Here is a 1,507-nt window from a genome sequence, read left to right as displayed (position 1 = left end):
AAAAATATGGGATCTATGGTTTTTAGGGTTAAGCGCGTACCTGATCCTGTTGCTACGATTGCAGAACAAAATGGTGGTCAAATAGCTAAAGAAAGATTATTAGCTGAACAAGGAATTTTTGCAGAATTAGTAGATTTTGATTTCGATTTGAAATTTACAGTCACACAGTTTGATGTTACCATTACTGGTTCGGGTGGGTATAGCAATACCTGGTCTTCAAAATCAAATCGGTTTACCAGTGAACAAAAAACTCAATTCTCAAGTTTGTCAACGGGAAGTATTATCTATTTTGATAATATAGTAGCACATGGTGATGATAATACGGATAGAGAATTATCTCCAATTAGCTTTAAAATCAGGTAATTATGAAAATAAGAATTATTTTAATATGTATGATATTTGCAGTCTTGGCAACATTGAATGTTCAAGCTCAAATAATCGTTGATGGTGCTTATGAACGTACTGATATTAAAGAAAAAGAGCCTATGGTATTAACCTATGTAAGGGAAGCCGATGTGATGTGGTCTAAGAAAATATGGAGAATTATTGATTTAAGAGAGAAAATAAATCAAGTATTATATTTTCCTACAGAGGAAACTGACGGTAGAAACAGTTTAATAAATATTTTACTAGAAGCGATCGAAAATGACCTGGTTACAGCTTATGATGCACGAGTAGATGATGAGTTCAAAGTACCTATGACCTATGAGCAAGTCAAAGAAGCATTTGGTGCAACAACTAAAGTTGAACGTATTAGAAATCTTGAAACTGGCGAATTTGAGGATGTAGAAGTAAAAGGCGAGATTAGGAGTACTGAAGTTTTACAATATATGGTAAAAGAAGAATGGTATTTTGATAAAAGTAATTCTACTATGAATGTAAGAATTATAGGTATTTGCCCTATTCGTGAGTACTATCGGGATGAGGATGTTGCACAGGAAAATGCTGTTAGAACTCAACTTTTTTGGATCTATTACCCGGAAGAACAACTTAGGAAGATATTAGTAAATAATTCAGTTATTAATTCCGAAAATACAGCTCAAGACTTATCTTTTGATGATATATTTATAAAAAGGAAGTTTAACAGCTATGTAGTTAGGGAATCAAATGTTTACAATAATAGAGCTATTAGTCAATATTTAAGCGGTCGTGATGCGATTGTAGAATCGGACAGAATTGAGGAAGAGATTTTTAACTATGAACAAGATCTTTGGGAATACTAAAAATATTTGGATAAATAAAGTAAGCCTTATGAGCTAATCGTAAGGCTTTCTTTATTCTAAAATACTTATACGCTTTTAATATCGTTACTTATATATGTTCAGCGTAAGTTATAAAAATATATACTTCTTTACAGGTCTCATTTTTGCATTGATTTTATCATCGTGCGAAAAAAGTCCAATGTTAAAATACGCTGAAAATAATCCAACCAGACCCTTTTATGAACCGTCCCCATATGGTATGGCATATGTTGGAAGAGGTAGTTTTGTAATTGGACAAGATGACG

General features: G+C 32.4%; 2 protein-coding genes. Both read left to right on the top strand.

Translation table 11 applies throughout. The features are described 5' to 3' along the window. Positions 1-363: GldM family protein (locus VLM92_RS11515; RefSeq protein WP_325276481.1), on the top strand; the 363-nt coding region annotated here is incomplete at its 5' end. Between the two features lie 2 nt (positions 364-365). Then, the gene (gene gldN, locus VLM92_RS11510; RefSeq protein ID WP_325276480.1) at positions 366-1,223 is read left to right on the top strand and encodes a gliding motility protein GldN; all 858 of its coding nucleotides are present in this window, start codon (positions 366-368) and stop codon (positions 1,221-1,223) included. Positions 1,224-1,507 lie beyond the last annotated feature (284 nt).

It is taken from the genome of Romboutsia sp. (genome assembly GCF_035470145.1).
Classification (GTDB): Bacteria; Bacillota; Clostridia; order Peptostreptococcales; family Peptostreptococcaceae; genus Romboutsia_D.
This window is presented reverse-complemented; position numbering and strand designations above follow the sequence as displayed.